The following is a 24094-nucleotide window of genomic DNA, read 5'->3' on the forward strand; positions in this document are numbered from 1 at the left end:
GAATATCATGGGCATCAAGGATAGCGCCATGATAGCGGTAAAGGACTGCATGGGCGTGAAGCCCGGAGAAAACGTGCTCATCGTCTCTGACACGGAAAGGGACTTCATCGGCGTCCCGATTTATGAGGCCGCGATGGAGCTGGGCGCGGAGGCGGTCTACGTGGAAATGAAGCCCCGTACCATGAGCGGCGAGGAGCCGCCCGAGCCTGTAGCGGAAGCAATGCTGCACTCAGACGTGGTCATAGCGCCCACAAAGTTCTCTTTGACCCATACTCGGGCCAGGATAAACGCGTGCTCAAGAGGCGCGCGCATCGCAACCATGCCGTTGACAGAGGGCACGAGAGGCCTCATCATGGAGATGTTCTCCACCGGAGGCATGACCGCCGATTACCATAGGATGAAGTCGAACATAAGCCGCCTTCTCTCGCGCCTTCAGGGCGTCAAGCAGGCGCGCATCACGACTGCTCTGGGCACCGATATACTGGTAGAGCTTGGGGGCAGGAAATGGCATGAAGATACCGGCCTGGCGCTGAGGCCCGGCGACTTCACGAATCTGCCTGGCGGTGAGCTATTCATAGCCCCCACAAATGCTAATGGCAGGCTTGTCATCGACGGCACCTTTGGTGACTTTGGCCTGCTCGAAACGCCGCTTGAGCTTTTAATCGAGAATGGCATGGTCGTGGAGGCAAAGGGCGCCCACGCGGACGACCTTAAAGAGCTATTCAAAAAGATGGGCCCAGGTGCCCGCACTGTCGCTGAGCTTGGCATTGGAATGAACCCGAAGGCCCGGCTCTGGGGAATTTTGCTGGAGGACGAAAAGGCCGGCAATACGGTACACCTTGCGCTGGGCAATAATATCGGCTTTGGGGGCACCTGTGACGTCCCCCTGCATGCCGATGGCATCGTGACTAACCCAGCTATTTATATTGATGGGAAAAAGCTCGATATAGGTGAGTATCTATGAGGCTCGATGTGCCAAAGAACCTGTATTTTGACGACCCATACGTAAAGGAGTTTTCGTCCAGGGTGGCCGCCGTGGACGGCAACCTCGTTGAGCTTGAGGATACGTATTTCTTTCCGCAGGGCGGCGGCCAGACTGGCGATACCGGCACAATAGGCGGCGAAAAAGTCGTGAACGTGGTGGCCAAGGACGGCAGGATTCTCCACGTCATGGAAAACGCCACGGCATTCCATGTGGGGGACAGCGTTAAGTGCGCCATCGACTGGGAGAAGCGCTACAGGAAAATGCGCCTGCACTCCGCGTCGCACATCGTGTATTACTTAATGCGCGAAGTATTCGGCGAAGGCTGCGATATCGCGTCGTCCGGCCTGTTAGACGAGAACAAAGAGCGGTCCGATTACTTTTTTAATGGGCCGCTTGATAGGGCTAAGCTCAAGGAGGTGGAAGATAGGGCGAACGCCCTGATCGCGGAAGGCCACGATATTAAGGCTTATAGGGACCCCGCGAACCCCAATGTTTTGAACTGGGAGCTTGGCTCCTGGAAAATGGAGTGCTGTGGCACGCATCCCAAAAACACAAGGGAGATAGGGCGCATCCAGCTATCCAGGGGCAAAAAGCCTGGAAAAGGCAGGGAACGCATAGAGATATCTTTAGCTTAAGGGATTTGCCTAAAACTAATTATATGAGATATAATAAATAAGCACATAATCTGTAACTTTGCATGAACAAAACCTATAAATCATATTAAAGCATAGTATTGGATGGTATTTACAAATAATGATTTATAATAAATAGCGGGTGTGGTAATGGAGAAGAGGGAATTCGAAATATTAAAAACGCTGTCCTATGCGGGCTCAATGGATGTGTTGTTCACCGTGACCAAGGGTAAGACCAAGTTCACGGACATAATGTTCGAGACCAAGTTGAACCCGGGCATATTGAATCGCCTGTTGAAAGCGCTCATCGCATCGGAGGTTCTCGAGAAGGATGTTGATGGCTACCATTTAACTAAGAAGGGCGCCTTGATCGTGTCTTATACTCTAGACATCCTGGCCCTCAATGGAGAAAAAGAAAGCCATCGCGACCTTAAAGAGATATTGTCAACGAAAATTGGGCAGAAGGCAAGGGCATAAATAATTTTTGGGGCGGTTAGCGCCCCCTCTTTATTATCAGGCATGCCGCTCCTAGCATGCATGCTAGCGCGAGCAACGCGGCAAAGCCCGGGGACCGGGCGGTGGTAGGGGCCGGAGCAGAGCTTAAGGAAAGCATGGCTTTATATGAGTCAATGCAGGTGCCGTTATCGTATGCGTCGAACCCCACGGTCACTATCTGGTTGTTTTGAGTCATTATGGATGGCGTTGAGACGTTTTTCGTGGAGTCGGCTTCTATGGATGCGGTGATGTTGTTTAGGGGGTCTTCAATCCATGCCCGGATGGTGATGGGGCTATCGCCGTCATTGGTGGCGGTGATCGTCTCATGGTCAAAGTCCCAGCTTGGCGAGGAGAACACTTTACGTGGGGATGGCGCCGTAACCGGGCTACTTTGTTGTGGTGTGCCCGTCTCGACCTCAGGCGCAGGTGTGGGCGTGAGGATGGGAGCAGATGTCGGCTGAGTATTTGAGGGAGGCTTCGCAGCAGGCGTCGGGGTCGGCGTTGGAACTGGAGTTGGCGTTGGAGCTGGAGTGGGAGTTGGCGTGGCTGTAGCATTCGGCTCAGGGGTCGGAGTAGGCGAGCCTACATCATAATTGATTTCCTGGGTCCCGAGATTATACATTCCCTGGCCATCGTTGGATATGGGCTCGACAGTATCCGTAATGGTGTGGCCATTATAGCTGGCCTTATATGGCAAGGCTGTTTCAAAGGGTAGGCCGCTGATGACGTATATGCCGTCCTGGCCCATGTAATTCGCCGTCGTTGCGGAACTGGAGCCGATGGTGACTGTAGCGCCGTTCGTATACGCTCCATTAACCTTGATGGCTCCGACTACCGTGGCCGTTTCTGGGCTATCGGATAGGGCACACGCAGTTGATATGCACGCTAAAAAGGCAATGATCACGAGCATTTTTAATAATACGCTAGCAGGCCGCATCTTGTATGGCATTTGCACACCTCAAAATGGCTCTCTCCAGGATACGACAAATATTATATAAATACAATATTATATAATTATCGTTTAAATAAAATGTGGTAAATGCTTGAATCATTATAGAAGCAGCGATTTTTATTTATAAGCGCGCATGGCTTAAATGATAATGAGAGGGATACGGTGTCTATTATTACGCTCACGACCGATTTCGGGGACGTATATCCAGCAATCATGAAAGGAGTCATATTATCCATACACCCCGGAGCGAAGCTGGTCGATATATCGCATTCGGTCAGGCCTGGAGACGTGCGCGGCGGAGCGTTTATACTGCGCTTCGCCTCCGGCCACTTTAGCCCGGGAAGCGTTCACCTGGCAGTCGTGGACCCGGGCGTTGGAGGCAGGCGAAGGGCTATCGTGATAAAAGGGGAAAAATATTCCTTTGTCGGGCCGGATAATGGCTTGCTCATGCCTGCGGCAAGGGCGCAGGGAGCGTACAGGGTATACGAGATATCCGACCTCTCCTTTTATGCCAGTAAAGTTAGCCCCGTTTTTCATGGCCGGGACGTGTTCGCGCCCGCCGCCGCATTCCTCTCTAAAGGCCAGGAGATGCCATGCCTGAGGGAAATCACAGACCCCGTAGACCTCGACTTCGGCGTTCCGGAGCTGAAAGACGACAGAGTAGTGGGCAAGGTCATTTACGTGGACGGCTTCGGCAACGTAATAACCAATATTGGCGGAGAAGCCCTCTCAGGCCTGCTACACCTGGGCATGGCCCCAAAAGTTAACGGCGTCGAGATGCCATTCGTCCGCACCTATTGTGACGCCCCCAGGCGTACCCTCGTGCTGCTCGTCGGAAGCCATGGCATGGCCGAAATAGCGTGCAATGGCGATAGCGCATCTACGCTGATGGGGCTAGGCGCAGGGGATAGGGTTACAATATCGTTCCAATAGTAAAGCCTATAATACATGGGGTATAAATCATACAGGTTCTCATGATAAAGCCATACGTAACGTTGATATCGGAAATGACGGTGGACGGAAAGCTGACGCTGAAGAGGGGCCTGTCCAGCAAGATAATCATGGGCCTCATGGACCTGGAGAGCCAGAAGTTTTTGCATAAGAAGCGCACCGAGTTTGACGCCATAATGGTGGGGAGCAACACCATCAAGATAGACAACTCGATCCTGACAAACCGCCTGGTGGACGGAAAGAGCCCTATCAGGGTCGTCCCGTGCTCTGATGCGTCCATACCGCTCGACTCAAACGTGCTAAACCGTGACGCTCCGACCATAATAGTCGTATCCAGGCGGGCAGACGCTCAAAAGGTCCAGATGATAAGGGAGAAGGGCGCGGACGTCATGGTCTGTGGAGATGACCGTGTAGACCTCTCCCTTATGATGGAGCGCCTTGTGGAGAGGGGCATAAAGCGGCTCATGGTCGAGGGCGGCCCTACGCTTATCTGGCTTCTCATTCAAAGGCGCATGATTGACCACATAGTCCTTATTCAGATACCTTACATCATTGGCGGCGACAGCACTCCATCGCTTGTTGGCGGCCCTGGCGTCGACTCTATCGACCAGGTTGTCAGCACGAGGCTGACGGATTTTTATAAGGTCGGAAATCACCTTATCACAGAATACGACGTCATATACAATTCAAAATAGAGCCATAGCTATTTCAGGTATTCCTCTACATATTCGACCATGTCGGATAGCTTGAAAGGCTTTTTAATGTGGCCGGCGTAGAGCGCTACATCCGCTTCTTCTTGAGATATTTCTACCCCCGACATAGCGATGATTAGCGCCTTTTTCCCGGCAGCGGTCTCTTTTAGCATCCTGGCGACTTCGTTTCCAGCGAGGTCTGGTAGCCTGTTGTCTAGCAGGACGAGGTCGGGCTCGAACCTGTTGAACTCGTCGATGCCCTCTTTGCCCGTCATGGCAGCCCTAACTTTTATCCCTCGATTCCTCAGGGCGATGCTCACCAGCTCGCATATTTCAGAGTCGTCATCGACGATAAGCACTTTACGTTCCATATAATCAATAAAGAGACGTGGCTATTTTATTTATGCTTTACGTAGAAGTTTTGGTTTTATAATGTAACGAAAACGTATTTAAGCAAAATACATATTGACTAACAAGGTGGACTTTTAGATTCCAGGGTGTACGTGATGGACATAGAGGGATACGCGAAGAGAGGCCTCAGGAAAGGCGACGCAGACCTACTGGAAAAGCTGGCCAGCCGCATACTAGAGGTCAAGGACATCTCGGAGGATAGCGCAAGAAAGCTAGCAGAGGCGGTCATAGCCGAGGCCAGGGCGACGCTAGACGTCAAGGATGACATCATCGCCAGCCAGCCATGCGGAGTCACGATGGGCGCTTTTGGCGTAGGCTCCAGGGGGCGCGGTGACTTCTACGCCCACCGCAAGATAGCCGAGGTCATCGGAAAGACGGGCGCGGTGTGCGACTCGAGCCAGATGGACGACTCTGGAGTGGTAAAGGCTGGCGGGCAGTACGTCGTGGTCACGGTAGACGGAATGCACTCCAGGCTATCAGATTTTCCGTTCCTTGCAGGCTTTCATTGCACGAGGGCATCGCTTCGTGACCTGTATGTAATGGGCGCAAAGCCGGTAGCACTGTTTTCGGACATTCACGTCGCAGATGATGGAGACGTGTCCAAGATATTTGACTATACTGCGGGCATCACGACAGTCTCAGACCTCATGGGCGTGCCGCTCGTGACGGGCAGCACGCTGCGCATCGGCGGCGACATGGTGATAGGCGACCGCATGACGGGCTGCGTTGGGGCGGTAGGCGTGGCCAGCCAGCTTACAGCCCGCGTCCAATCCAGGCCCGGCGACGTCATCATGGTCAGCGAGGGCGCAGGCGGAGGCACCGTATCGACCACGGCGCTCTACTTTGGAATGCACGAAGTGGTCGAGAAGACTCTAAACGTCAAGTTTTTGGAGGCGTGCGAGGCGCTATTCGAGCACGGCCTCATAGGCAAGATCCACGCCATGACCGACGTGACCAATGGCGGCATCAGGGGCGATGCCTATGAGATAGCCGAGACGGCGGGCGTAAAGCTTCTCTTCTATGAAGAGCGCCTGCGCAGGCTGGTCGAGCCGTCAGTCCTTAAAATGCTCGATACGCTTAGCATCGACTACCTTGGCGTATCGCTCGACGCCCTGCTCATAATCGCCCCGCGGGAAAACGCCGACGTCATCATGAAGGCGATACGCGACAGGGGCGTCAAAATTGACATCGTGGGCGAGGTTAAAGAGGGAAGAGGCGCATACCTGGTGGAGGATGGCGTTGAAAAGGACTTCACGCCGAAGTTCAGGGAATCAGCATACACTCCCGTCAAGAAGGTGGTCGGCGAGGAGACTCCCATGTCGTTCGAGGAGATGAAGGAGAAGGTTGACAGGGCCGCCCTGCACGCCATCCAGAAGAAGGAGCGCATGATCGCCCGCATCAAAGGCAAGCAACGGTAGGCCCGCTGTAAACCTCTAGCTCCTCATTGCTTAACGGGTCATTTACCCCAAACCGAGGACCTTTTTGCCCAGCTACTATCCGGGTAGCGTGCCTGTAGCCTCCTATTGGTTTCGGCCAGGTTAGAGGCGTCATTGGTCTTCTCGTACCTTGCCACTCCAGAGTAGTATAGCGCCTCGGGCGCTACATCGCTGTCCGGGAAGCGGTCGGCCACCGCGTTGAAGCACCTATCGGCACGGTCCCAGTCCTTGCTCTTGAACGCAGCCCTGCCCTCTGCGAAAAGCAGCTGGGCGCAGAAATCGGGCTGGGGCAGGTATCCCACCCATTTGTATATCTCATTGCCGCTATCATCGGCCACGACGAAAGTGGGGGTCCACTCGACTCCATACTTCTTCATCAATTCCTGGGAGGCGTCCTCGCTGGTCTCTAGCATGGCCGGAACGAACTCTTTATCTATAAGCTTTGATACGTTCGGGTCGGGCAGCGTCTTCGCGATGGTCGCCTGACAGCCGCTGCACTGCCTTGAGTGGAAGAACAGCAGCATCAGCTTTTTGGCCCGCTTTGCCTCTTCCATGGCTTTTCGGGCGTCTCCACCCCACCTGAGAGGTTCTTGCATCATAGGCTTCACCATTTGAGTTTCTTGCTTTGCCGTGATAAAACCCGCCCGCGTTTAACGCTGGCTTTATGCGGGGTAACGCCCTGTTTGCGCCATTGGCCGTACAATTCAACATAAGCTTTATTATGGGCTATCGCTTAAAAAGCCCCGTCATCTATGGCCGAGAAACCTTTGTTCGTCGTAGAGGCCTCGAAGAGGGAGCATGCTGCGGCATATGACGAGGCTTCTGACATTTACGATACATATGAAGGCCTCTTTTTCCCTTACCTGTTTGGCAGGATACATGGCTTGCTTAAGGAGCGGTTCATGCCATTGTTGCCTGCTGGCGCCCGCGTATTAGACGTAGGATGCGGCACCGGCCAGCAGACCAGGCTCTTTAAAGAGAACGGATACGAAGTTGTGGGAATAGATATAAGCGAAGGCCTGGTCAGGGTTGCAAGCAGAAAAATGGGCGAGGGCATCTGCCTTGTATCGGACGCTTGTAAGCTCCCCTTCCCCGACGCCACCTTCGATGCCATATCGAGCGCCGGGAGCACGGTAAACCACATACCGGACTATCCCCGCTTCTTCGAAGAGGCCGGCCGCGTGCTGAAGCCTGGCGGCTATCTATTCTTAGAGTCAGACAACAAGTGGAAGCCCGACATTTTGTGGGGCATGGCCAGCGCCCTCGCTGGGGACCCGCTGGGGTATCATGAGACCGCCTCGGAGGTCATTGATCACGTTAAAAGGCCTATCCATGAAGGCTATCCATATATTTTTCCGCTAACTTATGACGATAGTAAGGTTAAGCTGTTGCGCCTCAGGGCCTTTACGCTCCATGAGCTGCGGAGGGAGCTAGAAGGCGTGGGCTGTGAGGTGATAGCGGTATATGGGGCGCACTCCCTGACGAACCTCATCCCCAGCACGGTCATGCTCAAAGACCGCCCGGGACGATTCACCAAGGCCTTATTCTCAATGCTTAAAGTGGTGGAGGACAGGGCTTACGATAAGTGGCCCATAAACAGGATTGGCATGAGCATAATGGTCATCGCAAAAAAAGTAAGCTAAAGGCCCTGAAACTCCCCGTCTTTCATGATAATTTCGCCGCCATCGGCGATGATGCTCGGCGCCTTAAACAGGAAATCACGGTGCGTCCGGCTCTTATTCCGCCCGCCAGGCATGTCCTCGTTAGCGCCGAAGGCGATGTGCAGCGTACCGCCCACCTTTTCATCCTCAAGCAGGTTACCCGTCAGCATCGCCTTGGGGTTAAGCCCTATGCCAAATTCTCCCGCCAGGCTGGCCTCCCTGTCCACGCTTATCAATTCCTGTACGCGCTTCACCAGGGCCTTATCCCTGGACTCCAGGCCGACGATGAAGCCATCCTTCACCCGTATAACAAGCGGCTCCCTGACCTGTCCCAGGTCACCGATGCTTCCATCCACCACGATGGTGCCGTTCATGCTTTCCTCCACAGGGGCGCACCACATCTCGCCGGCCGGCAAGTTACCCATATGGCCAGGCCCGATCGTGATGTCGTCCGCAAAATCGCGGCCCTCGATGCTAAAAGAGACATCCGTGCCAGCCCTCGTCGTCAGCCTTACCGACTTCACCCCGATAAGCTTCCTCTTCAATGCCTCGGCCTTCTTCTTCATCTCCTTAAAGTCCGCGGTCATCGGGTGCTCGAACATGCGCATCTCGACGCCCGGGGAGTGCCCAACTTTAGCCCCGAACCTCGACTCCTCGTGATGCAATGCTATGCGAAACGGCGTCTCCTCGGCAATGCCCTGAAGCTGGTTAAAAAACAGGTCCGGCTTAAGCCTCTCCATGAGCTCCCTCAAGTCCGCGGGGGTATCCTTCAACGGCCGCTTCTCCTCAGGCAGCTTATACGTATAGACCTTAACCCCCTCAAGCTCGAGCGCCTTCTTCGTCAGCTTACATACTCCTTTCGCATGCTCGTCATGAACTATAAGGGCCTTCTGGCCGGCACGAATATCCATTATCTCCTTCAGGGAGCCACGCAGCTTGTAAGCGGTCTCGTCCATATCAATACCTCAGCTTCCTCTCAAGCTCCTTGACCAGAGGGTACTCGTCGATGCCATAGTAGCCAAGGCCCCTGGCATGCTGGTCTGCCGTATACTTCTGGCCGCTGCTCCACATCTCTTTTAAAAATTTGCCGCACTCCTTCTCCTTCCACCACGCGCTTCCAAACTCGTCATCGAGCGCCGCCCTTAGCTGTACCTCGAACATCCAGGCCCTTAAATAGTTGGCCGCATAAAAGCCAGCATCAAGGTCATAGAGATAATGGTACTCGGGATGCTTAAACTTGAGCGCGTCCTCGAGTATAGAGGCGTACAGCCTCTCGGGATTCCTTGCCCCGGCATGCAGCTCTAGCTCGTAAATAAGCTTTGCAGCATAGCGCCTGACCATATAAAGGGTTTCGAAGCTGAGGAACTGTGAGACATTCGTGACGTCATCCTCCCCCATGCCCATGATAGAGGTCAGCCAGGCCTTGTCAGAGATTAAATGCTCGAATAAAAAGGCGTAGGCCTCCGTCACGGAATTATCGCCGAGGTACTTGAACTCGAATGGCATCTCGGCGCTCACGTTGCTAAAGTGCTGGGAATGCCCCATCTCATGGAACAGCGCCCTATAGTCGTCCATCCCGCCTTTGGGCATGATGCACAGCACTACCTGGCCAGGCACCTTTATAGGGCTGCAGAAGGCACGGGGGCTCTTCTTCTCGCGAGGCTCGGCATCCAGCACTATATTAGAATTATCCCTAAGAGACAGTCCTATGCCATCCAGGGTCGCCTCCAGGGCTTTCATCATGTTCTCCTGGGTGAAAAGCCTGTCCAGGTCCCTCGCCCTGAAAAGGTAGCCAATGTCATGCTTGCGCACCTCGGACACGTCAAGCTTCAAGATGTTGCTGCAGACAAGCCTAAAATATCGAGAATAAAGCCGCTCCGTGCGGCTCAGCACGTTCTGCATCTGCTTGCGCAGCCCGTGCAAGTCTATTCCGCTCGCGTCGCAGCACATCTCAACATAATTATCGTAGCCCAGAGCTTCGGCAAGCTCGTGCTCCTTGTTCAAGGCCTCGAGCCTGAGCGGGTTGGCCTCATTAATCACGGGCTCCCTGGCCTTCTCGATGGCCTCTCTCTTATCGTGGTCCGGCTCGTTCGCCAGCGCGACCGCCGCATACCTGAACGGCATCTTCCTGCCCTCGACCTCTACCTCAGTCCTGGTCTCCATCGTGCTGATCTTATCAGAAACTTCAGACGTCTTCCTCCCTATATAGCCCATCAACAAAAAGGCATACAGGTAGTTCATCCTCATCCTGTCCGGCCCGCGCAGGTACGCCCTCCTGTTTTTGACCTCTTCGACCAGCGTCTCGTCCGAAAAAATGCGATCATACCTTTCGTATATAGCGGACGTATTCAGCTCTTCCTTCTGGCCCGATAGGTTATCGTATTGCTCCTTCTCCATCTCCTGCGTGAACTTTTCAAGCTCCGCCCTTATGGGCTCGATGTCTCTCATAAAACGACCAGCCTTTTTAAGATGCGCTGTAAGCGACTTTGTTTAGTTATACCTTGACCGCTATAAGCCTTTCGTCTTTCTGGATTTCTGATAAAAATCCTTTTATTGTTTGAATATGAAATAAATATGAGAGTTTGCGGATGACTGATATAGACAAAAAGCTTTCGGAGTTTTTCAATAAGCAAGAACGCGTTAAGCTCGCATACCTCTTCGGCTCAACGGCTAAAGGAAAGGCGGGAGGGCTGAGCGACATAGATATAGCCGTGTTCCTCGACGAATCCCTGAGCAGGAAGGAAAGGCTTGACCTCCAGCTAAAATTAATATCTGAGCTAGCCGGCGTCCTTAACACTGATAAGGTGGACCTTGTTGTCATGAATGACGCCCCCATCTCGCTCCAGTATGAAATAATAAAGGCAAACCATCCATTACTTATCAGAAATGAGTCAAAACGAATCGACCTTGAGCACAGGATTTTATCAAGATACCTCGATAGGCGCTACTATGAGAAGCGATGGGCGGCTGGTTTCTTGAGAAAGGTGGCTGAGAAGGGGATATAGGCAGGCATGGACGAAAAGGAGAAGATAGCACTAAAGATTAGAAGCATGAAGAAGTACGTTGATTTTTTAAGAAAATACAAGTCAATATCCAGGAAAAGGCTGGAAGATGACTATGAGCTGAAGTCTGCGATAGAGAGGAATTTTCAGCTTGCCATAGAGGCTGCCCTTGACGTCGGCGAAATCATAATCTCGGCAAAAAATTTTGAAAAGCCGGAGGACTATAGAAGCGTTATCCTTACATTGGGGAGGCATAATGTCATCCCGCCGGATTTTGCAGAAAGGTTTGCCAGAGCCGCCGGCTTCAGGAATATACTGGTCCACATGTATGATGAAGTAGATATCGATAAGCTATACGAATACCTGCAGGATAATCTTCCCGACTTCGATGAGTATGCGAGGCATATCGCCAGATACCTTGAAGGATAGGAAGCGCGAATCGAGGCATTGGCTTTATTTTCCAGGCTGCCTGGATAACGAGCTCGAATAAGGGTGACCTTCTCTCCCGATTGAAATCGGAAGCATCCACCTTGTGCGCTCCATCCATTCTCCGGGGATTTCATCCGCACTTTCAGCCAGTCATCTCGGCATCGGGCTTAGCCCATGGAAGCCTGTTTGATTAAAGGCGGAACACGGTTCCGCTTTTGCTGCTGCTCCCATACGGTGGAACTTTAATTTTATGTTGTATAGTATACTATTAAATAGTTTTTGGTTTTTATACTTGTAGTTTGGATTCAAGGGGCGGATTCATCCCAACATTGAAATGGCGGGGATTCTCCGCCCCATGGCCCCGTTATCCTAAAAGCCTTCACAGTAATGGGGGTTTGCGCGATTTTACGAAAGGGGCGGGAGAAAACCCCACGAGCTTTAGTCGTGGGAGTACGTCAGCTAACTCAAAGCATTTATTTACCGTAGGTGAGCCGCTCTGCCATCAGCTCGGGCAGGCCTTCGCTCAGGATTTTTGCCTGAACCTGCTTGTAGTCATAGGGTACGCGTTTTATCTCAAAAGTCTTCTTCTCGGTATCCCAGATGGCGTAGCTGGCCTGGTTATTGCCATCCCTAGGCTGCCCCACGCTGCCCGGGTTCAGGATCGTCTTATCGCCGCATTCCTTGATTAAAGGTATGTGGGTGTGGCCAAAGGCGAAAATCCTGTGCTCGACAGACTCAAAGATGCTACACATCTTCTCGGGCTCGTACTCAAAGACGAGGTCCTTCATGCTGCCAGGGCTGCCATGGTATATGACCATGCCATCACAGTCAAGGTGGTCGGGGAGGCCCCTGATAAAATCGAAGCCATCCTTTTTGAGGTGCCTGATGGTCCACTTTATGGTATCCACGGTAACGCCATTAAACCACTCTGTATCCCCGGTGACGACCGCCTTATCCACGTCGCCCATCACGCAGCGCACATTATATTTCCTTAAAAGCTCGATAGTCTCGTTGGGGTACGGGTTGTATCCTACTATGTCGCCGGCGCATACGATTGCGTCAACCTTTCCCATGCTTTCTAAGACCGCTTCCAGAGCGATGGCATTGGCGTGGACGTCTGATATCAGCCCTATCCTCATTTTGACCTTTCAATCAACTCAGTTTTATTATCATAAATACTTTATACGTTTACCCTTAAAAATACAGGAATCGGGGCTTCTAAAAATTAATAGCCACGTTTCAGGATAGCGATAAGCTCTCTCGAGTAGGGCATTTTGTCCCTGACCTTCGTACAAACGGCTTCCAGGTCGTACTTTATGCGAATGAGGCTGGCCTCCATGCTCTTAGTGTCGAGTACAATACACGATGCCCTAATATCGCCATCTCTCGGCTGTCCGACGCTGCCCGGGTTAAGGACCGTTATTTTTTGTTTCCATATATACGGCCTATGGGTGTGCCCTAGGGCCAAAAACTCACAGCGCAAGCCGCCTGCCAGGTCATCGATCCGCTCATCGAGAGCCTCAGGGTATACGTAATCAAAAAAGGACTTCGGGCTCCCGTGTGCCATCGCAATCTTTATGCCGTCCACCTCTTTTTCGACGAACACAGGAAGCCCTTTTAAATAAGCCACCTCCTCCTCGCCAATAGAAGCCCACGTATACTCACGGGTGGACTCGGATAAATGATTGTACTCATAGCTGCATCCACAGTCTACCTTGTAGGCGACCGCATTGTCATGGTTACCCCTGACTGTAGCGGCTCCGATGCTTCTAACGGTGTCGATGCACTCTGCCGGCTCAGGGCCATAGTCGACCAGGTCTCCAAGGCAGATGACTTCATCATACCTGGCCTCTTCCAGTATGGCATGCAAGGCATCATGGTTTCCATGTATATCCGATATGAAAAGTATTCGAGCCATTTGGAGGCCTACTTGATCTTGACACGTTCGCCTGTGACGCGGTAGATGGTCCACGACGCTATGATGCAGGCATGGTCCGCCGTCCTTTCAAGGTACATGGCCACGAAGGAGAGGTGAGAGGCCATGTCGATGGACGAAGGGTGGCGCACCATCTGGTCGATGAGGGCACGCCTTATCGCATCATACTTAGAGTCTACCACGTCGTCCCTCGCCCCCATGCCCTTAGCCAGCTCCACGTCCCCGGTGACGAATGACTTAAGGCTATCCTTGACCATGCCATTAACCAGCTTATACAATTCTAAAATATCATCTATCTGGGATAGCATAGGCTCGGTATCGATACGCAGCGTTATCTTGCCGATATCCCAGGCATAGCGGGAGAGGCGCTCGAAGTCCGTCAGGATACGCAATGTCGTGACTAAAAACCGAAGGTCTGAGGCCATTGGCTGCTGCAGGGCCAAAAGCTCAATACACTTTTCTTCCAGCCTCGTGCCATTCTCATCCACTTTCTTGCTGCCTTCAAGCACAGCCTCCGCCAGCTCCTTATCCTTATTGACGAGCGACTTGAGAGACAGCGAGAGCAGCCTCATGCACTCGTCGCCCATCAAGACCAGGCCATCCTCAAGCTCCTTAATCTGCCTCACATAATGCTCCCTTGTCATATTCCCTCACCCAAACCTTCCGGTGATATAATCCTCAGTCCTCCTGTCCTGCGGAGCCTCGAAGAGCCTCCTCGTCTCGCCATACTCTATAAGCTCCCCCATGAGGAAGAACGCAGTCTTCTCAGAGACACGGGCGGCCTGCTGCATGTTATGCGTAACGATGACTATCGTATACCTCTCCTTGAGCCGCTGCATCAGGTCCTCTATCTTTGAGGTAGCTATGGGGTCCAGCGCAGAGCAGGGCTCGTCCATCAAGAGCACTTCAGGCTCCACCGCCAGGCACCTCGCAATACAAAGCCTTTGCTGCTGGCCGCCCGACAGGCTCATAGCAGAATCGCGCAGCCTATCCTTTAGCTCATCCCACAGGGCGGCCTGCCTCAGGCTCTTCTCCACTATCTCGTCCAGCCTCGCCTTATCCTTTATGCCGTGAACCCTCGGGCCATATGCGACGTTATCATATACGGACATAGGAAAAGGGTTCGGCTTCTGGAAGACCATGCCAACCCTCTTCCTTAGCTCGACCACGTCAACATCCCTGTCGTAAATATTCTTGCCCTTAAACAAGACCTTTCCCGTGACCTTCACGCCCGGGACCAGGTCGTTCATCCTGTCCAGGCATTTTAAAAACGTAGACTTGCCGCATCCGGACGGCCCGATGATGGCCGTGATGCTGCGGGCTGAAATCTTCATATTAATATTCGCCAGCGCGCGGCTTTTTCCATAGTAGAGGCTCAAATCGCTTATGTCAAATATGACATCATCGGCCATACATTTTACCTCCTAGCTTCGCCATGTATCTTCGGGTGAGCAGGTTACTCGCGAGCGTGATCGCCAGTATCATTATAACGAGAACCGCAGCCGTGCCATAGGCATTCTTAATGGATATGTTCTCCATCGTGAGCAGGTATATGTGCAGCGTCATGGTGCGTGCAGAGGAGAAAAGGCTCCATGGCACCTTGGCAACTGTGCCCGCGGTGAACATGACCGCCGCCGTCTCGCCTATCGCCCTGCCCATGCCCAGCATGACGCCCGTGACTATTCCCGGGAACGCTGTTGGCAAAACCACCTTGTATATGGTCTGCCACTTGCTAGCCCCGAGGGCCAGGCTGCCGAGGCGGTATGATTCGGGGACCGCCTTAATGGCCTCCTCGGAGACTCGCAATATGATTGGCAGCCCCATAAGGGCGAGCGTCAGTCCGCCGGCCAGCAGCGAGAAGCCCATGCCCATGTAAAGCACAAAAAAGAGGTAGCCGAACATGCCGAACATGATGGACGGTATGCCTGCCAGGCTGTCTGCGCCAAATCGCACGAGGCTTGTTAGCCTATTTTCTCCCGCATACTCGGCCATGTAAATGGCGGCACCCACGCTCAATGGCGTGCTAACCACAATAGCGATAGCTGTAATGTACAGGGTGCCAAGTATCATCGGGTATATGCCTCCTGACCTGCCCATATTGGACGGGGTTTCGATTAAAAAGGAGAGGCTCACAACGCTAAGGCCGTTCCACAGCACATAGCCGATGATGGCCAGCAAAACGATCAGGGTTACGCCGCCGCAGGCCCATAAAAGGGCTATGCCAAGGCTATTTGCTGTATACCTCTTACGAGGCCATCTATCTTGAGAGTGAAAAATATCCTTAAACGCCATTTAAGCCCTCTCCATCCCTCTTCTGCTGTTCATCACATGAATGACGGAATTGAGCAGCATTATGATTAGCAAGAGCACGATGCCTATGGCGTAGAGCGCAGAAAGGTGCTCGCCCGAAGCATAGCTAAACTCAAGGGCGATGACCGCAGTCATGGGTGCCACGGGGCTAAAAATGGAGTCGGGTATAGCCACCACGCTACCCCCAACCATGAGCACCGCCATAGTCTCTCCAATGGCACGCCCCATGGCAAGTATGATAGAGGCGACGATGCCCGAGCTGGCGGCGGGTACGACGATTCCCGTGACTGTCTGCCATGGGGTTGCGCCTATCGCGATGGCGCCTTCCCGGTATTCACGGGGCACCGAGCGCAGCGCGTCCTCGGAAACGCTAATTATCGTAGGCAGGACCATGATGGCCAGAACGATGCCGCAGGCCAGGACGCTAACCCCGGTACCGCCGAACTGTGCAACTATCCAGGGCACGATGACGACGAGCCCGAAGAACCCGTATATGACGGATGGGATGCCTGCCAGCGTCCCTATGGCCGGCTTGATTATATCCCTCGCCCATGGGGGAGCTATTTCTGCCAGCAGGATGGCGCAGCCAACCCCCAGCGGCACGCTTATCAATAGCGATAGGAGCGTAACCGCTAATGTCCCCACTATCATTGGCAATATGCCATACACGCTATAGGTGGCGTTCCACTCGCCGCCCAAAATGAAATCCAGTATGCCCCTTCGGCTTATGGCGGGGAGGCCTTCATTGATTATGAAAAAGATAATAAGCAGTATTATAGCAATCGATGATAATGCACATATGAATAAGCTGGACTGGACTATTTTTTCTTTTACGTGCATGTTTTCACCTTTTAGTTAGGCGGGGAAGGCATCCCCGCCTTTGCCTTTTTTATACGGTCACCAGGTTGTGCTTTGCAAGCATGGCCTGGCCCTCGGGGCTCAGGACGAATTCTATAAAGGCTTTTGACAGGCCTGTTGCCTCTCCCCTGGTCACGAGCAGGAATGGCCTCTGTATGATGTATGACCCGTCCTTGATTGTGGCCACGGAGGGCTCGACCCCGTTCACCGCCACCGGCCTAACCTGGCTCACATCTAAAGAGCCATATGAGATATACCCAATGGCGTTCTTGTTGCCTGCAACGTAGGCCGTGACCGCGCCCGTGGAGCTCTGCTGTATCGCCTTAGCCGTTATATTCGCCTTCTTCATGACGAGCTCGTCGAACGCCGACCTCGTGCCCGAGCCTGCCTCCCGCGTCACGACGATAATGCCCGCGTCATCGCCCCCGAACTGCTTCCAGCTTGTCACGTTGCCCGCGAAAATGTCCCTTATCTGGTCCATAGTTAGGCTATTAACCGGGTTTGCCTTGTTAACGATGACAGCGATGCCGTCGTAGCAGATTTTGTACGTTACGAGGCCCTTTGCCTTCTCCTCATCCGTCAGCTCTCTTGAGGACATGCCGATGTCTGCCGTGCCGTCGATGACCGCCTTGATGCCCGGCCCGGAGCCAACCTGGGATACTCCTACGCTGGTTTTATCGTCGTTCTTAGCATCGAATGCTGCCGCCAGCTCTTCCGCATAAGGCCCAACCGACGTCGAGCCAATTACTGAGAGCGTTCCGGTAAGCGGAGCGGAAGCTGCAGCGGGCGTGGGCGTCGGAGCCGGAGACGAGCATCCGACAAAGATGGCGCCTGCTCCAATGAGCGCTGTTGTCAGCAAAATAATTACTACCTTCTTACTAAACATGTGATTATTCACCAATGTTGTGTTGTATTATTTAATGGCGTTAAATATATCCTATGTATGGTATGTATGCCTATATAGAATATATAAAACTAAGGAGACATAAAGCGATTTTTACTGTTTAATCATGATAGATCTATAAAAAGTTGAGATATTCTCTATATTGCCATTTTAAAGGCATTTTGTCTTAGCCTGACGCCGCAGTCGACATTCCCCCTGCGGCATTGGTACCAGAAGATACAGTCCCTACAGATGCTCTTTTGCATATCCCTGCCATGGACATCTCTATTAAATATGCTCGTTTTCAATTCTTTCACCAATAGCAAAAAACCATCGAGCTCGTATATATGTTTTTGATATAAAATATATATTACTATATAGAAAAAAGCCGCTATGGCTCGGAGACTGCCGAGTTTATGGCAATCTCGGCAATGTTACAGCCATAGTCGCACGTCCTGTCTATGCTATCAAGGATGATGCCAAGCGGCAATGAGACCTCCGAGTTGAGGCCGATGACCTCCTCCTCGATCTTCAGCAATCTTTTAGTTAAGTCATTGCGATGAATGAAAGTCGTATTCGCCATATCTATATTCTTCTTAAAAAGGGCCTCAACGGCATCCTCGACAGCCCTCATCGATAACGCATTAACTTCCTCGATGGCATTAACAATGCTCTCGGGCAGCTTTTTATCGCCAATCATGATAACCTGGCTGCACATCTTGGAAGCATGGTCGCCAATCCTTTCCAGCGGATAGGAGGCAAGCCGCATGTCGAGGTGCTCCTCCATGCTCATATCGAACTTATCGGCTATGGATATGTCACGCATCACCATCCGGAACTGCTTAGAGACCAGCAGGAACAGCTTATCGACCTCGTTGTCCCTCTCTATAACGTCTTTGGCCAGGTCAAAGTCCTTTTCCTTTAAGGCCCTTATGGCGTTCTCCTGCATGGCCCTCGTCATCATGTGCATCCGGCGTATGCTTTTTTTCACCGAGAGCTCGGCCGGGTTAAGGATGTCCTGCAATACTATCTTGTCGAGGGTCTCCTCGATGATTTCCGGCCCGATGAGCATGTTCACGGTCTTCCTTACCGTATCGCGCTGCTTTGAAAGGATTTTGCTGGCCTTGAGCTCGATGGAGGTATAGCCAGCTATATAGGCGGCAATGACCTCCCTTACCAGGTTATCCCCATCCTTCCCATCTATGAAGATAGTCCTTGAGTGGTGGACGTTACGCTGGTTCTTCGTGCATATCGATAATGAGCCGTCTGGCTGGGGCTTCAGCGCCACCTCATCGCCGGGGCTGAGGTTTACCTTATTTACCCATGACTTGGGCAGAGATACGATGAGCGTTGTGCCCCCCGTTATCTGGACTTTGCGGGTTTCCATGTTTTCGACCTTGAATATATGTGTGGCATGGATACTATATAAGCTATATAGTTTCCAGTGTTGTGCGAAAGGTAGTAATACATGATAAGCGTTGTTGGTTTCAGGATCATGCCACGGAAAAAGAGAGACGTTTTCTATAATAAGGCCAAGCAGATGGGATACCGCTCCCGCGCCGCCTTTAAGCTCAAGTTCATAAACGAGAAGTTTGGCATAATTAAGGCAGGAGACGTGGTAGTGGACCTCGGGGCTGCGCCTGGCGGATGGCTACAGGTTGCCAAAGAGCTTTCGGGAGGCACAGTCATCGGGGTGGACCTGCAAAAGATCGAGCCCATAGAAGGCGTCATCACGATTAAAGGCGATATGACTTCCCCGGAGACGCAGCAGAAGATATTCGAAAAAGTCGAGAAGGTTAATGTCGTTATCTGCGATGCTGCGCCAAACCTTACAGGAAACTGGGCGCTGGACCATGCCAGGTCCATTGACCTCGCAAAGACTGCGCTGGATGTGGCCTCCAGGCTGCTCGTCCCGGGCGGCAACTTTCTGGTAAAGGTCTTCCAGGGCGACCTTTACCAGGGCTTCGTGGAAGAGGCGGAAAAGAGGTTTTCCCGCGTATATACCTATAAGTCGCCCGCATCTAGGGCGCAGAGCGCCGAGATATACGTCATAGGCAAGGGCTTTTTAACCACGAAAATCAGAAAAGGCGATGTCCTGGACGTCACCATTGAGGGCATTGGCAAGGGTGGCGACGGCATCGCACGCGTGGACGGCTTCATAATATTCGTCAAAGGAGCGAAGAAAGGCGGCAGAGTAAAGATAAGGGTGACCGACGTGAAGCCTGAGTTCGGCTTTGGCAAGGCCGAAAAATGATCAATTCCTGGCCCTGAGAATGGCATCTAAAACGCCATTTTTCACGAAAACCTTATAGCCGAAATACGCCAGTACCCCGGCCACTCCCAGCATTGTGGCTATATCGAAGTATATCCAGTAGCCTTCCAGCATCGTCCAGCTCTCGCCGAGCACAACTCCAGCATATGCCAGCGCAAAGCACCATGGGACCGAGCCGACGAACGAGTACACGGAGAATTTCTTAAAGTCCATCCTCGCGACGCCGGCGGGCAGAGATATGAAGGTGCGGACTATCGGAAGAAGCCTGGCTATGAACACAACCTTATCCCCGTAGCGATTGAACCACCTGTCCGCCATCCTTATCTCGTGCTCATTTATGAGCACGTATTTCCCGTATTTTTCGAGCAAAGGCCTTCCGCCATAATAGCCCACCACGTAGGAGAGCACCGAGCCTGCAAGGCACCCCATGCTGCCCGCCAATCCCACCAGGAAGAAGTTCAGCTCGCCGCGCTGGACGGCGAAGCCGCTGAAGGGCATCACGATCTCGCTCGGAACGGGCATGCATGCGCTCTCAAGCGTCATCAATATGAAAATGCCTACATACCCTATGGCGCTTATAAAATCCGTAATATACGTGCTCACTAATTCGAATAATACCAATGGCTCCACCACGTTAGCTATCCATTAAGGGCTACATATGATTTATAGCTTTTCCACCGTATTGGTGCCAATAGTTTTATGATGTATGCGGCTTAAGCAATTGTTTACAAAAATGTTGTTTTTGTTGGTGAGCCCGGGATGATATCGGTCAACGAGAACGTCACGAAGTATGTGGATACGTTGCTTGACAGGGAAGAAGAGTATGGCATTAAGTCCTATTATCTTGAGAACAAGGCGACCGTCATCGATTGCGGCGTGAGCATGCCCGGCAGCATAGGGGCGGGAATCCTTTTTGCAGAGATTAGCCTGGGTGGCCTTGGAAAGGTCTCGGTCGTGCCCGGGATCATCGATAGCTATTATATCAATTTTGCCCAGGTGTACATGGACCAGCCCGCAATCGCTTGCCTCGGCTCACAGAAGCCCGGCTGGAAGCTGAAGACCGAGGGGTTCTCGGGCACGGCCTATGGCCCCGCGAGGGCGCTCTCCCAGAAGCCAAAGGCCATCTATACTGCCATTGACTATTCGGATGACTCCGAGGTCGCCGTAATAAACATCGAGGCCCAGGCCATGCCGGGCGTGAAGGAAATGGACTACATCGCGAAGCAATGCTCGACTGACCCCGAGTGTATGGTGGCCCTGGTTGCCAGGCCTAACTCCATCGTAGGCTCGGTGGTGAATGGCACGCGTGCCGTGGAGTGGGCCATGAACAGGCTCCTGCAGCTTGGATATGACGTAAAGAACGTCTCCTCTGCTTCAGGCGCCTGCCCCATTGCTCCGCTGAAAAAGGATGACATGCAGTTCATAGGAGCGTCGTTTGATGGCATATCGTATTATGGCCTCGCATACCTTTACGTAAAGGCCCGTGACGATAGGTTCAGGGATGCCACTTCACAGACTTCAAAATCCTATGGAAGAGGATTTTTAGCGTTACTTAAGGAGTCGCAGGGTGACTATTCAAAGGTCGACCCTACTCTGTTTGCCCCCGCCCGGATCATGGTGAATGGCCTTCAGGACGGCTCGCTTGAGGCCTATGGCAAGCTTGACCCGGCCATGCTGCTGGGGTCTTATGGCCTCAAGAGCTGATTAACTAGTATATAGTTTTCACCACAAAGAACTCAAGGTAAAAACAAAGTACACAATTATTTTTGCTGTATTGAATAGTCATCTATAAGTTTTATATTTAGTAGGGGTTTTATGTGATAGTGGATGGTTTGTTTGCGCATCTTCTTTTTCTGAGGCTGAAGGGGGGCTTCGCTTTGCTTCGCCCCCCTCGCGGACCCCCTGAGCATGATTGTCCTTCGGACAAGCTAATATGAGAGGAACCATCGGGTTAGCGATACAAACCCACTTATAAGTCTTATGACTGACCAGCCTTTTTCGTCGCTAATCCATGGTCGGGCTTATTGTTCATTTGCCCCGAAGGGGCAAACAAGCTCGGGGGGTCCGCGAGGGGGGCGAAGCAAAGCGAAGCCCCCCTTTAGCCTATAGAAAAAGAAAAACCATCTGCCCGACCATCATTTATTCTTAAAAAACCATCTGCCCGACCATCATTTATTCTTAAAAAACACGCTTTTCATACTTTACACCTGCGCCAAACGGTTCATCAACGGGTTGATTATGTCGTCCGCCCAGTATGACTCGCAAGGGGTATATACCATTCGTGAGAGGTTCATCGTCACAAACGCCGTCTTGTTCATGGCGGGGCCTTCATTTTTCATTCTCAATTTTACGCCAATACGCCGGGATATGCGTAGCATGAGCCCATGTATGAGTTGCGATCCGGCTTAGAGTGGCTTAGACCCCGCACCTACTATTCCAGTACGGCGAGGAAAAAATATTTAGCCGCCTTCCGCTATCGTATCTCCACTGGCGGCTAAAACATGCTAAAATACGACCTACACATGCATACCATTTATTCCAGGGATGGAGCCATCAAGCCCGCCGATGCCATCCGCATCGCCAGGAAGCGCGGCCTCGACGGCATCGCCATAACGGACCACGGGACCATCAGGGGCGGCCTCGAAGCCCAAAAACTAAAGCCTGAGGGCATCGAAATAATCTGCGGCGCCGAGATAAAGACGGACAGGGGAGACGTGATAGGGCTATTCCTAAACGAGGAGATACGCCAGGCCGACCATATGGAAGTCATAGAGGCCATACGCAGACAGGGCGGCGTCGTGGTCATCCCCCATCCATTCGATAGCGTGAGGAGTTCCGCCTTCTGGCTCACTGATAAGGACTCTAAAAAGATGGATGCACTGGAGGCCATAAATGCCAGGTGCGTGTTTAAGCGGTCCAACAGGATGGCCAGCGCCTACGCCGACCAGTTTCACGTCTGCAAGGTTGGAGGCAGTGACGCCCACTTTGGGGCGGAGATAGCGAACGCAGGGACGCTTGTCCCTGAAGGCGAGGACGTGGCGGAGGCTATCCGGAAAGGCCATACTGTGGCGTATGGCCGGCGCTCGCTTCCCTTTTTCCACGTTCTTACGACGGCGCTTTTGATGGAAAGGCGCGTCATCAGGCCATTGGCTAAGACAAGATAAGGCCTGGCTAATCCGCTAAAATCCACTATCAACTTTTATACACTCATACAGTAAGGTAAGGCTCGATGCTAAAAGAGGACGCCCTCGGCGGATACATAGGGGCTTTTAAGTATATGGGAGACGAGTTCACGTATCACTTGAACGGGGAGGGCAGGCCGGTTCTCATGACCATGGGGCTTTCCAGGACAGGGAGCTATGAATGGCGCTACATATATGATTGCATTGCCGGGGCTTTTCAGGTGTACGCCATAGACGTGCTAGAGCTGGACGACAGGCGGCACAGCCCCGGGCACGGCCCGGCTTACTATCGAGGGCTAATTGAAAGCTTTATAAAGGAGGTAATAGGGAAGCGGGCGTCCATCATCTCAGGCCCCGTGGAGGCGCCATACGTGCTTAAGGCGTCCTTTGAGCATCCCGGGCTCGTCGATAAGGTCCTCATAGTTAGCCCCGATGGCGTGAGGCGTATAACCGCTCATGATAGCATAGGCAGGTCTGCCCTGTACCGCATACTTCGCATTCCGAAAATCGAGAGCGTGAAGTATGGGAGCATAGCCTCTAAGAGGAGCATGCTCGTCTTCCTCAGGAAGGCTCGGGGCTGGCTGTCTGCCGAAAAGCCGAAGCCTCTTATCGAAAGCCGTATGAGGCAAAAGTATCCTCCCCTGGCTCTGCTTTGTGAGCGCAGGTTTATGGAGTCTGCCTGGGGCACTTCAATGATGCAGGCGCCGATGAGCCTTGCTAAAATGGTCCGCAAGTCAAGGCGCATCGTGGGCGAGCTTGACGAGTTCCGAGTGCTAAGGAATTCTCGCCTTATCGTGTTTCAGAGGTCCGGGGAGCTTCCAATGAGGAAGGATGCCCTCAGGTTTTGTGATGACGCCATAAAGTTTCTTGAGTGATGAGACAAAAAATTCATATACATTTAGCCTTATCTGTTAGAAGGGCGGCTATGGTCTAGTGGCTATGACGTGAGCTTCCCAAGCTCGAAGTCCGGGTTCAATTCCCGGTAGCCGCACTTTTTGGGATAAAGG

Annotated in this window: 28 protein-coding genes and 1 tRNA gene; 14 read left to right on the forward strand and 15 right to left on the reverse strand. The window is 52.5% G+C overall.

What is annotated here, in order from left to right; genetic code table 11:
- Positions 1-7 precede the first annotated feature (7 nt).
- The 3 genes from MTC_RS09730 to MTC_RS09740 all read left to right on the forward strand — a co-directional run bounded on the left by MTC_RS09730 (position 8) and on the right by MTC_RS09740 (position 2094).
- The gene (locus tag MTC_RS09730; RefSeq protein ID WP_014406525.1) at positions 8-964 is read left to right on the forward strand and encodes an aminopeptidase; all 957 of its coding nucleotides are present in this window, start codon (positions 8-10) and stop codon (positions 962-964) included.
- Positions 961-1620, forward strand: a complete 660-nt coding sequence (locus tag MTC_RS09735; protein WP_014406526.1) for an alanine--tRNA ligase-related protein — start codon at positions 961-963, stop codon at positions 1618-1620. The genes MTC_RS09730 and MTC_RS09735 overlap by 4 nt, the downstream gene beginning before the upstream one ends.
- 147 nt (positions 1621-1767) lie before the next feature.
- On the forward strand, positions 1768-2094 hold the full coding sequence (locus MTC_RS09740; protein ID WP_014406527.1) for a winged helix-turn-helix domain-containing protein: 327 nt from the start codon (positions 1768-1770) through the stop codon (positions 2092-2094).
- Between the two features lie 16 nt (positions 2095-2110).
- Here the strand turns inward: MTC_RS09740 and MTC_RS13500 are convergent, their stop codons facing one another.
- Positions 2111-3061, reverse strand: coding sequence for a hypothetical protein (locus MTC_RS13500; protein WP_014406528.1), 951 nt, complete (start codon positions 3059-3061; stop codon positions 2111-2113).
- Positions 3062-3226: 165 nt separating this feature from the next.
- Between MTC_RS13500 and MTC_RS09750 the strand changes: the two genes are divergently transcribed.
- Both MTC_RS09750 and MTC_RS09755 read left to right on the forward strand, forming a co-directional pair.
- A complete protein-coding gene (locus MTC_RS09750; protein WP_014406529.1) occupies positions 3227-3997 on the forward strand; it encodes an SAM hydrolase/SAM-dependent halogenase family protein in 771 nt (256 codons plus the stop codon).
- Between the two features lie 41 nt (positions 3998-4038).
- Complete coding sequence (locus tag MTC_RS09755; RefSeq protein WP_014406530.1) at positions 4039-4710, forward strand: RibD family protein; 672 nt, start codon at positions 4039-4041, stop codon at positions 4708-4710.
- Positions 4711-4718: 8 nt separating this feature from the next.
- On the opposite strand, the gene MTC_RS09760 is transcribed toward MTC_RS09755, so the two are convergent.
- On the reverse strand, positions 4719-5078 hold the full coding sequence (locus MTC_RS09760; RefSeq protein ID WP_014406531.1) for a response regulator: 360 nt from the start codon (positions 5076-5078) through the stop codon (positions 4719-4721).
- 135 nt (positions 5079-5213) lie between these two features.
- On the opposite strand from MTC_RS09760, the gene MTC_RS09765 reads away from it, so the two are divergent.
- Positions 5214-6536, forward strand: coding sequence for an AIR synthase-related protein (locus MTC_RS09765; protein WP_014406532.1), 1323 nt, complete (start codon positions 5214-5216; stop codon positions 6534-6536).
- 38 nt (positions 6537-6574) lie between these two features.
- On the opposite strand, the gene MTC_RS09770 is transcribed toward MTC_RS09765, so the two are convergent.
- Entirely contained in the window at positions 6575-7153 is a 579-nt protein-coding gene (locus MTC_RS09770) for a thioredoxin fold domain-containing protein (protein ID WP_081476822.1), read from the reverse strand.
- Positions 7154-7306: 153 nt separating this feature from the next.
- On the opposite strand from MTC_RS09770, the gene MTC_RS09775 reads away from it, so the two are divergent.
- Positions 7307-8197 (forward strand): class I SAM-dependent methyltransferase, encoded by an 891-nt coding sequence (locus MTC_RS09775; RefSeq protein WP_014406534.1) that lies wholly within the window; start codon positions 7307-7309, stop codon positions 8195-8197.
- Here MTC_RS09775 and MTC_RS09780 read toward each other — a convergent pair.
- Positions 8194-9171: an aminopeptidase gene (locus MTC_RS09780; RefSeq protein WP_014406535.1), complete on the reverse strand. Its 978-nt coding sequence runs from the start codon at positions 9169-9171 to the stop codon at positions 8194-8196. The two genes, MTC_RS09775 and MTC_RS09780, sit on opposite strands and share 4 nt — an antisense overlap.
- A gap of 1 nt (position 9172) precedes the next feature.
- Positions 9173-10663: a hypothetical protein gene (locus MTC_RS09785; RefSeq protein WP_014406536.1), complete on the reverse strand. Its 1491-nt coding sequence runs from the start codon at positions 10661-10663 to the stop codon at positions 9173-9175.
- Between the two features lie 140 nt (positions 10664-10803).
- Between MTC_RS09785 and mntA the strand changes: the two genes are divergently transcribed.
- Together mntA and hepT are read left to right on the forward strand one after the other, a co-directional pair.
- Complete coding sequence (gene mntA, locus MTC_RS09790; RefSeq protein WP_014406537.1) at positions 10804-11220, forward strand: type VII toxin-antitoxin system MntA family adenylyltransferase antitoxin; 417 nt, start codon at positions 10804-10806, stop codon at positions 11218-11220.
- Positions 11221-11226: 6 nt separating this feature from the next.
- A complete protein-coding gene (gene hepT, locus MTC_RS09795) occupies positions 11227-11646 on the forward strand; it encodes a type VII toxin-antitoxin system HepT family RNase toxin (RefSeq protein ID WP_014406538.1) in 420 nt (139 codons plus the stop codon).
- Positions 11647-12119: 473 nt separating this feature from the next.
- Here the strand turns inward: hepT and MTC_RS09800 are convergent, their stop codons facing one another.
- The 8 genes from MTC_RS09800 to MTC_RS09835 all read right to left on the reverse strand — a co-directional run bounded on the left by MTC_RS09800 (position 12120) and on the right by MTC_RS09835 (position 19020).
- Entirely contained in the window at positions 12120-12785 is a 666-nt protein-coding gene (locus MTC_RS09800; protein WP_014406539.1) for a metallophosphoesterase family protein, read from the reverse strand.
- A gap of 86 nt (positions 12786-12871) precedes the next feature.
- Entirely contained in the window at positions 12872-13564 is a 693-nt protein-coding gene (locus MTC_RS09805) for a metallophosphoesterase family protein (RefSeq protein ID WP_014406540.1), read from the reverse strand.
- Between the two features lie 8 nt (positions 13565-13572).
- Complete coding sequence (gene phoU / locus MTC_RS09810; RefSeq protein WP_237705892.1) at positions 13573-14208, reverse strand: phosphate signaling complex protein PhoU; 636 nt, start codon at positions 14206-14208, stop codon at positions 13573-13575.
- A 24-nt stretch (positions 14209-14232) separates the two neighbouring features.
- Complete coding sequence (gene pstB, locus MTC_RS09815; RefSeq protein ID WP_014406542.1) at positions 14233-14994, reverse strand: phosphate ABC transporter ATP-binding protein PstB; 762 nt, start codon at positions 14992-14994, stop codon at positions 14233-14235.
- Entirely contained in the window at positions 14984-15874 is an 891-nt protein-coding gene (gene pstA, locus MTC_RS09820) for a phosphate ABC transporter permease PstA (RefSeq protein WP_014406543.1), read from the reverse strand. The genes pstB and pstA overlap by 11 nt, the downstream gene beginning before the upstream one ends.
- Positions 15875-16732, reverse strand: a complete 858-nt coding sequence (pstC, locus tag MTC_RS09825; RefSeq protein WP_014406544.1) for a phosphate ABC transporter permease subunit PstC — start codon at positions 16730-16732, stop codon at positions 15875-15877. It abuts the gene before it with no gap.
- A 49-nt stretch (positions 16733-16781) separates the two neighbouring features.
- Positions 16782-17636, reverse strand: coding sequence for a phosphate ABC transporter substrate-binding protein (locus MTC_RS09830; RefSeq protein ID WP_014406545.1), 855 nt, complete (start codon positions 17634-17636; stop codon positions 16782-16784).
- A gap of 388 nt (positions 17637-18024) precedes the next feature.
- Positions 18025-19020, reverse strand: a complete 996-nt coding sequence (locus tag MTC_RS09835) for a phosphate signaling complex PhoU family protein (RefSeq protein ID WP_014406546.1) — start codon at positions 19018-19020, stop codon at positions 18025-18027.
- A gap of 108 nt (positions 19021-19128) precedes the next feature.
- Between MTC_RS09835 and MTC_RS09840 the strand changes: the two genes are divergently transcribed.
- Positions 19129-19887 (forward strand): SAM-dependent methyltransferase, encoded by a 759-nt coding sequence (locus tag MTC_RS09840; RefSeq protein WP_048189643.1) that lies wholly within the window; start codon positions 19129-19131, stop codon positions 19885-19887.
- Here the strand turns inward: MTC_RS09840 and MTC_RS09845 are convergent, their stop codons facing one another.
- Complete coding sequence (locus MTC_RS09845; protein ID WP_014406548.1) at positions 19888-20526, reverse strand: DedA family protein; 639 nt, start codon at positions 20524-20526, stop codon at positions 19888-19890.
- Between the two features lie 138 nt (positions 20527-20664).
- Here MTC_RS09845 and mch point away from each other — a divergent pair, with 138 nt between their 5' ends.
- A complete protein-coding gene (gene mch / locus MTC_RS09850) occupies positions 20665-21609 on the forward strand; it encodes a methenyltetrahydromethanopterin cyclohydrolase (RefSeq protein WP_014406549.1) in 945 nt (314 codons plus the stop codon).
- A 497-nt stretch (positions 21610-22106) separates the two neighbouring features.
- Here the strand turns inward: mch and MTC_RS13380 are convergent, their stop codons facing one another.
- A complete protein-coding gene (locus MTC_RS13380; protein ID WP_158308517.1) occupies positions 22107-22244 on the reverse strand; it encodes a hypothetical protein in 138 nt (45 codons plus the stop codon).
- Between the two features lie 162 nt (positions 22245-22406).
- On the opposite strand from MTC_RS13380, the gene MTC_RS09855 reads away from it, so the two are divergent.
- The 3 genes from MTC_RS09855 to MTC_RS09865 all read left to right on the forward strand — a co-directional run bounded on the left by MTC_RS09855 (position 22407) and on the right by MTC_RS09865 (position 24078).
- On the forward strand, positions 22407-23069 hold the full coding sequence (locus tag MTC_RS09855; protein WP_014406551.1) for a PHP domain-containing protein: 663 nt from the start codon (positions 22407-22409) through the stop codon (positions 23067-23069).
- A gap of 65 nt (positions 23070-23134) precedes the next feature.
- Positions 23135-23962 carry a hypothetical protein gene (locus tag MTC_RS09860; RefSeq protein ID WP_014406552.1) on the forward strand — a complete coding sequence of 276 codons (828 nt, stop codon included), beginning with the start codon at positions 23135-23137 and terminating at the stop codon, positions 23960-23962.
- A gap of 44 nt (positions 23963-24006) precedes the next feature.
- Positions 24007-24078 (forward strand) — tRNA-Gly (locus tag MTC_RS09865).
- Positions 24079-24094 lie beyond the last annotated feature (16 nt).

Source organism: Methanocella conradii HZ254 (assembly GCF_000251105.1).
Taxonomy (GTDB): Archaea; Halobacteriota; Methanocellia; order Methanocellales; family Methanocellaceae; genus Methanocella; species Methanocella conradii.